Annotated in this window: 9 protein-coding genes; 4 read left to right on the top strand and 5 right to left on the bottom strand. The window is 77.4% G+C overall.

The window, feature by feature from the left end; all coding sequences use genetic code 11:
- Both ACI78U_RS17080 and pcaC read left to right on the top strand, forming a co-directional pair.
- Positions 1 to 457, top strand: a 457-nt coding sequence (locus ACI78U_RS17080; protein ID WP_456876578.1) for an alpha/beta fold hydrolase, incomplete at its 5' end; no start/stop codon positions are given.
- Complete coding sequence (gene pcaC, locus ACI78U_RS17075; RefSeq protein ID WP_456876577.1) at positions 454 to 855, top strand: 4-carboxymuconolactone decarboxylase; 402 nt, start codon at positions 454 to 456, stop codon at positions 853 to 855. The genes ACI78U_RS17080 and pcaC, both read left to right, overlap by 4 nt.
- 6 nt (positions 856 to 861) lie before the next feature.
- Here the strand turns inward: pcaC and ACI78U_RS17070 are convergent, their stop codons facing one another.
- Positions 862 to 1,053 (bottom strand): hypothetical protein, encoded by a 192-nt coding sequence (locus tag ACI78U_RS17070; protein ID WP_456876576.1) that lies wholly within the window; start codon positions 1,051 to 1,053, stop codon positions 862 to 864.
- A 286-nt stretch (positions 1,054 to 1,339) separates the two neighbouring features.
- Between ACI78U_RS17070 and ACI78U_RS17065 the strand changes: the two genes are divergently transcribed.
- Positions 1,340 to 2,800, top strand: a complete 1,461-nt coding sequence (locus ACI78U_RS17065; protein ID WP_456876575.1) for a benzaldehyde dehydrogenase — start codon at positions 1,340 to 1,342, stop codon at positions 2,798 to 2,800.
- Between the two features lie 31 nt (positions 2,801 to 2,831).
- Here the strand turns inward: ACI78U_RS17065 and ACI78U_RS17060 are convergent, their stop codons facing one another.
- Genes ACI78U_RS17060 through ACI78U_RS17045 form a run of 4 tightly spaced genes read right to left on the bottom strand, consistent with a single transcriptional unit; the run spans position 2,832 to position 5,958 of the window.
- Complete coding sequence (locus ACI78U_RS17060) at positions 2,832 to 3,665, bottom strand: 5-oxoprolinase subunit C family protein (protein WP_456876574.1); 834 nt, start codon at positions 3,663 to 3,665, stop codon at positions 2,832 to 2,834.
- Positions 3,659 to 4,267 (bottom strand): 5-oxoprolinase subunit B family protein, encoded by a 609-nt coding sequence (locus tag ACI78U_RS17055; RefSeq protein ID WP_456876579.1) that lies wholly within the window; start codon positions 4,265 to 4,267, stop codon positions 3,659 to 3,661. The genes ACI78U_RS17060 and ACI78U_RS17055 overlap by 7 nt, the downstream gene beginning before the upstream one ends.
- On the bottom strand, positions 4,267 to 5,019 hold the full coding sequence (locus ACI78U_RS17050) for a LamB/YcsF family protein (RefSeq protein WP_456876573.1): 753 nt from the start codon (positions 5,017 to 5,019) through the stop codon (positions 4,267 to 4,269). Before ACI78U_RS17050 ends, ACI78U_RS17055 begins: the two co-directional genes overlap by 1 nt.
- A gap of 27 nt (positions 5,020 to 5,046) precedes the next feature.
- Positions 5,047 to 5,958, bottom strand: a complete 912-nt coding sequence (locus ACI78U_RS17045) for an EamA family transporter (RefSeq protein ID WP_456876572.1) — start codon at positions 5,956 to 5,958, stop codon at positions 5,047 to 5,049.
- A gap of 86 nt (positions 5,959 to 6,044) precedes the next feature.
- Here ACI78U_RS17045 and ACI78U_RS17040 point away from each other — a divergent pair, with 86 nt between their 5' ends.
- A complete protein-coding gene (locus ACI78U_RS17040; protein ID WP_456876571.1) occupies positions 6,045 to 6,551 on the top strand; it encodes a MarR family winged helix-turn-helix transcriptional regulator in 507 nt (168 codons plus the stop codon).
- Positions 6,552 to 6,553: the final 2 nt, after the last annotated feature.

Here is a 6,553-nt window from a genome sequence, read left to right as displayed (position 1 = left end):
TGGTGGGGCGTTAAGCGCCCCGCCCCCCCCCCCCCCCCCCCCCCCCCCCCCCCCCCCCCCCCCCCCCCCCCCCCCCCCCCCCCCCCCCCCGCTGGCGCCGACGATCGTCGGCCGCTGGCTCACGCCCGGGTACGCCGCGCAGCACCCCGACCTGGTGGCGCGGCTGGAGGCGATGATCGCCGGCGCCGACGACGAGGGGTACGCGGCCTGCTGCGAGGCGGTCGGCTCCTTCGACGGCCGGGAGGACCTCGCCCGGATCACCGCGCCGACGCTGGTCGTGTCGGGCGCGCAGGACCCCGCGCTGCCGCCGCCGCACCAGCAGGCGATCGCCGACGGGATCGCCGGGTCGGCCCTGCTGACGGTCGACTCCGGGGCGCACCTGCCCAACCTGGAGCAGCCGCTCGAGGTCACCGGCGCGCTGCTGGCCCACCTCGACGCCGCGGGGCGGCACGCGTGAGCGACGCGCCCCTCGACTCGGACGACGCCCGCCGCGAGGCGGGGATGCGCACCCGGCGCGAGGTGCTGGGGGACGCGTGGGTGGACCGCGCGGTGGCCGGCACGACGCCGTTCACCGCGGGGTTCCAGGACTTCATCACCCGGGTGGCCTGGGGCGACGTCTGGCAGCGGCCGGGGCTCGGGCGGCGGGAGCGGAGCGTCGCGACGCTGTCGATCTGCATCGCGCTGCGGCACTGGGACGAGTTCGCGCTGCACGTCCGCGCGGCGGTGCGCAACGGGCTGACCGAGGCCGAGATCGCCGAGGTGGTCCAGCACGCCGCCGTCTACGCGGGGGTGCCGGCGGCCAACCACGCGTTCAAGGTCGCCGGGACGGTGCTCGAGGAGATGCGCGCCGGCTGAGCCGGCTCAGGCCCGCCGCGCCCGCTCCTCCGGGGTGGGCACCAGGGCGACGCTGAGCAGCGTCACGACGCCGACCAGGACCACCGCGGTGAGGTCGTCGTCCAGCAGGAACAGCAGGCCGGCGGCGCCGAGGCCGACGAGGACGGCGACGAGCAGCCGCCCGCGCACGCCGTCCCAGTACGACCGTGGACCACTCACGGCCTCCGACGGTAGGGACGGCACGGGCCACGATCGCGTGCTCCGGGTCGACCGGCGGCGCGTGTCCGGGCCGCCCGGCGCGTCGTCACACCCCGGCATTCCCCGGTCGCGGTCCGGTCGTGGGCGTGGGCGCTGTCGGCACCGAGATCGGCGGTCTCGTGGCCATGAGCTGCTGATGGCCACGAGACCGCCGATCTCGCGGTCCGGGCGTGGGGTGGGCCCCTGCGCAGCGAACGCCCAGCACCTCGGTGAGGATCGGAACAGGATCACCGACGAGAGGACCGACGTGGCACTCCTGGACGACGGCGCGTGGCAGGGCAGGGTCTGGACCGGGGCCTGGACCGACGGGTCCGGCGGCACCTACGACGCGGTGGAGCCGGCCACCGGCGACGTCATCGCGCCGGTCGGCCGGGCGACCCCGCAGGACGTCCACGCCGCGGCCGAGCGGGCGGCACGGGCCCAGCGGGAGTGGGCCGCCGCGCCGTTCGAGGAGCGGGCGCGCGTCCTGCGCCGCGCCGGGCAGGTGCTCGAGGACGCCGCCGACGAGATCCGGGGCTGGCTGGCGCGGGAGTCCGGCGCGATCCCGCCGTTCGGCGACTTCCAGGTCCACACCAGCGCCCAGGAGTGCTACGAGGCCTCGGCGCTGCCCAGCCACCCCTACGGCGAGCTGCTGCGCACCGGCGCGCCGCGGCTGTCCTTCGCCCGCCGCCTCCCGGCCGGCGTCGTCGGGGTCATCGCGCCGTTCAACGTGCCGACCATCCTCGCCATCCGGGCCGTGGCCCCGGCGCTCGCGCTCGGCAACGCCGTCGTCCTCAAGCCCGACCCGCGTACCGCGATCTCCGGTGGCGTGCTGTTCGCCCGGGTCTTCGAGGAGGCCGGACTGCCCGCCGGCGTGCTGCAGGTGCTGCCCGGCGGGGCCGACGTCGGCGAGGCGCTGGTGACCGCACCGCAGGTGCGGGTCATCGCCTTCACCGGCTCGACGAGCGCCGGCCGCGCCGTCGGCGCGCTGGCCGGCCAGCACCTCAAGCGCGCGCACCTCGAGCTCGGCGGCAACTCCGCGCTGATCGTGCTGCCCGACGTCGACGTCACCGCGGCGGCGGGCGTCGGGGCCTGGGGGACGTTCGCCCACCAGGGCCAGATCTGCATGGCCACCAGCCGGCACCTGGTGCACGAGTCGATCGCCGAGGAGTACACCGCCGTGCTCACCGAGAAGGTCGAGAAGCTGCCGGTCGGCGACCCGTACCGCGAGGAGGTGGCCCTCGGCCCGCTCATCGACGCCGGCCAGCGCGACCGCGTGCACGGGCTGGTCACCGCCAGCGTCGAGCGCGGCGCCACCGTGCGCACCGGCGGCACCTACGAGGGGCTGTTCTACCGGCCGACCGTCCTCGGCGGCGTCGCGGTCGACCACCCGGCCTACGCCGAGGAGATCTTCGGCCCGGTCGCGCCGGTGACGCCGTTCTCCAGCCTCGACGAGGTCGTCGAGCTGGCCTCGGGCACCGAGTACGGGTTGAGCCTCGGCATCCTCACCCGCGACGTGCACGCCGGGCTCGAGCTCGCCGAGCGCATCCCCAGCGGGCTGGTGCACGTCAACGACCAGACGGTCAACGACGAGGCGGTGGCGCCCTTCGGCGGCGTCGGCGCCTCGGGCACCGGCTCCCGGCACGGCGGCCCGCAGGCCAACATCGAGGCGTTCACCGAGACCCAGTGGGTCACCGTGCGCGGGGACCTGCCGACGTACCCCTTCTGAGGTCCCGGGCACTTCCGCGGACGTGCACGGGTCAGCGGCGCAGCCGGAGGGTCTGACCGGGCCGCAGCTGCGCGCAGCGGTCGACGTCGTCGTCGGCGACGTACCCGGCCACCGGGTAGCCGCCGGTGACCGGCGCGTCGGCGAGGAAGAGCACCGGCGGGCCCGACGGCGGCACCTGCAGCGCGCCGCGGACCAGCCCCTCGCTGGGCAGCTCACCGGGCACCCGGCGATCCAGCGGGGGGCCGTCCAGCCGCAGGCCGATGCGGTTGCTCTCGGCGGTGACCGTCCACGCCGCGGTGCCCAGGGTGGCCAGCGCAGTCTCGGTGAACCAGTCGCCGCGGGGGCCGGGCAGCAGCCGCACGGTCACCTCCCCGCCGGGCGGGTCGGGCACCGGCGCGACGTCCACCCCGGGCGGCGGGCCGGTGGGCTCCCCGACCGGCAGCCGGTCCCCGGCGCGCAGGGGTGCCGGTCCCAGGCCGGACAGCAGGTCGGTGGACCGCGAGCCGAGCACCGGCTCGACGGCGATCCCGCCGCGGACGGCGAGGTAGGTCCGCAGCCCGGTGGCCGGCGTCCCCAGCGTGAGGATCGCGCCGGCGCGCAGCAGGGCCGGCGCGTCGTGCGCCGGGGACCCCGGGCAGCGGGCGCCGGTGGTGGCGACCAGCAGGTCGGCGTCGGCCCGCAGCGCCAGCCCGCCGAGCGTGGCCTCGAGGACGGCGGCCCCTGCGTCGTTGCCCACCAGCCGGTTGGCCAGCGCGGCCGCCGCCCGGTCGGCCGCGCCCGACCGGCCCACCCCGATGCCGGCCAGCCCCGGGCGCCCGCGGTCCTGCACCGTGGTGAGCGGCCCGGGGGCGAGGACGGTCAGCACGGTACGAACCGCACCCGCACGCCGGGGCGCAGCAGCGCGGCCGGGTCGCGGGCCAGGTCGAACACGGCGACGTCGGTGCGCCCGACCAGCTGCCACCCGCCCGGCGACTCGCGTGGGTAGACGCCGGTGAACCCGCCGGCCAGCGCCACCGACCCGGCCGGCACCCGGGTGCGCGGGGACGCGCGGCGCGGCAGGTCCCAGCCGCCGTCGGCCGGCGTCAGGTAGCCGAAGCCCGGTGCGAAGCCGGAGAAGGCGACGGTCCACTCGGTGCCGGTGTGCCGCCGCACCACCTCGCCGGGGTCCACGCCCAGGTGCGCGGCGACGTCGCCGAGGTCCGCGCCGTCGTAGACGACCGGCAGCTCCACCAGCTCGCCGGCGGGTCCGCGCCCCGGCCGGGGACGGGTCCGCCGCACCGCCGCCTCGACGGCCTCGGGCGTGGTGACCGCGGGGTCGGTGACCACCAGCACCGTGCGCGCGGCCGGGACCAGGTCGACGACGCCGGCCGGACGGTCCTCCTCCAGCGCCGCGTACAGGCCGAGCACCTCGTCGAGGCCGTCCAGCTCCACCAGCAGCGCGGTGGAGCCGCTGGGCAGCACCCGCATCACGGCGCGAAGGCGGCGAGCTCGACCCCGGCCCCGGCCAGCGCCGCCCGCACGCGGCGGGCGACCTCGACGGCGCCGGGGGTGTCGCCGTGCACGCAGATCGACTGCGGGGCCAGCCGCAGCGGGCCGCCCTCGACGTCGGTGATCGGCTCCCCGGTGGCCATGGCCACGCAGCGGCGGGCGATCTCGCCGGGGTCGTGCAGCACCGCCCCGGGCAGCCGCCGCGACACCAGCGTGCCCTCGGGCGTGTAGGCGCGGTCGGCGAACGCCTCGGCCACCACGGTCAGCCCGGCCTCGGCCGCCAGCCGCAGCCAGGCCGACCCGGGCAGGCCCAGCACCGGCAGGGTCCGGTCGTACTCGACGACGGCGCGTACCACGGCCGCGGCCTGCTCCTCGTGGGCGACGATCGCGTTGTACAACGCGCCGTGCGGCTTGACGTAGCGGACCCGGGTGCCGGCCACCCGGGCGAAGGCCTGGAGCGCGCCCACCTGGTAGAGCACGTCCTGGGTGAGCGCGTCGGGCTCGACGTCGACGAACCGGCGGCCGAACCCGGCGAGGTCGCGGTAGCCCACCTGGGCGCCGATCGCGACGCCGGCCGTCGCGGCGCGGTCGCACACCCGGCGCAGGATCACCGGGTCGCCGGCGTGGAAGCCGCAGGCGACGTTGGCGCTGGTGACCACGTCGAGCAGGGCGTCGTCGTCGCCGAGGGTCCACCGCCCGAAGCCCTCGCCGAGGTCGGAGTTGAGGTCCACGCCGGGGAGTCTGCTCGGGTGCAGCCGTCAGCCGCCGCGCTGGGCGAGGAGGACGCTGCCCAGCGCCAGGACCACGCCGGCCAGCTGCAGCGGCCCGAGCGACTGCCCGAGCAGCACCCAGCCGACGGCCGCGGCCACGACGGGGGAGAGCAGGCCGAGGAAGCTCACCCGGTCGGCGGGCAGCAGGCCGATCCCGCGCAGCCACAGCACGTAGGCCAGCGCGGTGTTGACCACGGCCAGGTACAGGAAGCCGCCCACCTGGCCGGCGGTGACGGTCGCCGGCAGTCCCTCGACGGCGAGGGCCAGCGGCAGCAGCAGCGCGCCGCCGGCGGCCAGCTGCCAGCCGGTGAAGGCCAGCACCGGGACCGGCCGGCCCCACCGCTTGGTGAGCACCACCCCGGTCCCCATGCAGACGGTGGCCACCAGCCCGGCGACGACGCCGACGGGGTCGAGCCTCGCCTCGTCGGTGAGCACGACCAGCGCGACCCCGGCCACGCCGGCCGCGCCGAGGGTGAACGTGCGGGCCCGCAGCGGCCGGCCCAGCAGTGGCAGGGCCAGCAGCGCCACCACGAGGGGCTGCACGGCGCCGAGCACCGCGGCCACCCCGCCGGGCAGGCGGTAGGCGGCGACGAACAGCAGCGCGAAGAACGCGCCGATGTTGAGCGTGCCGAGCACCGCCGCCTTCCACCACCAGGCGCCGCGGGGGAGCACGCGGCCGGCCGCGACGAGCAGCAGGCCGGCGGGCAGCGCCCGCACGGTCGCGGCGAGCAGCGGCCGGTCGGGCGGCAGCCACTCGGTGGTGACGACGTAGGTGGTCCCCCAGGTGACCGGCGCGACCGCGGTGAGCGCGGTCAGCGCCCAGACCGCGCGGACGCGGCGACGGGCCGGCGCGGCGGCGGCGGGGGGAGCGGCCGCCGGTGCGGAGACGGTGGTGACCACGGCCAACTCCCTCGCTCGAATGAATCTCGATATCAAGATACTCAGGGCCGAGTATCCGTCAAGCGAGCGAGTGGCAGGATCGAGAGGTGACCGATCGGGACGGCGTCGACGAGATCGTGGCGCAGTGGGCGCGGGAGCAACCCGAGCTCGACACCACGGCGATGGCCGTGTTCGGCCGCGTCTACCGCACCGCCCGGCTGGTGGGGGACGCCCAGGAGCGCTGCTACGCGCGGTTCGGCATCACCCGGGCGGACTTCGACGTCCTGGCGACGCTGCGCCGGGCCGGCGGCCCCGAGGGACTCTCGCCCGGCCGGCTGACCGGGGCGCTCATGCTCAGCAGCGGCGGGATGACCAGCCGGCTGGACCGGCTGGAGAAGGCCGGCCACCTGGTGCGCACCCCGGACCCGGCCGACCGGCGGGCGCTGCTCGTGCGGCTCACCGACTCCGGCCGGGCGCTGGTCGACGAGGCGGTCGGCGCCGGGCTGGCCGAGCAGCAGCGCCTGCTGGAGGGGATGTCACCGGCCGCGGTGCGGCGGCTCGACGACCTGCTGCGCGAGCTGCTCGCCTCCGTCGAGGAGCGCGCCGGCGACTGACC

The organism is Geodermatophilus sp. SYSU D00710 (genome assembly GCF_054050195.1).
Note: the sequence above shows the minus strand (reverse complement) of the source record. Positions and strands in the feature narration are given on the sequence as shown.

Bases quoted from the DNA above. Each gene is read 5' to 3' on its own strand.
- ACI78U_RS17055 (WP_456876579.1), bottom strand. From the start codon at position 4,267: ATGCGGGTGCTGCCCAGCGGCTCCACCGCGCTGCTGGTGGAGCTGGAC.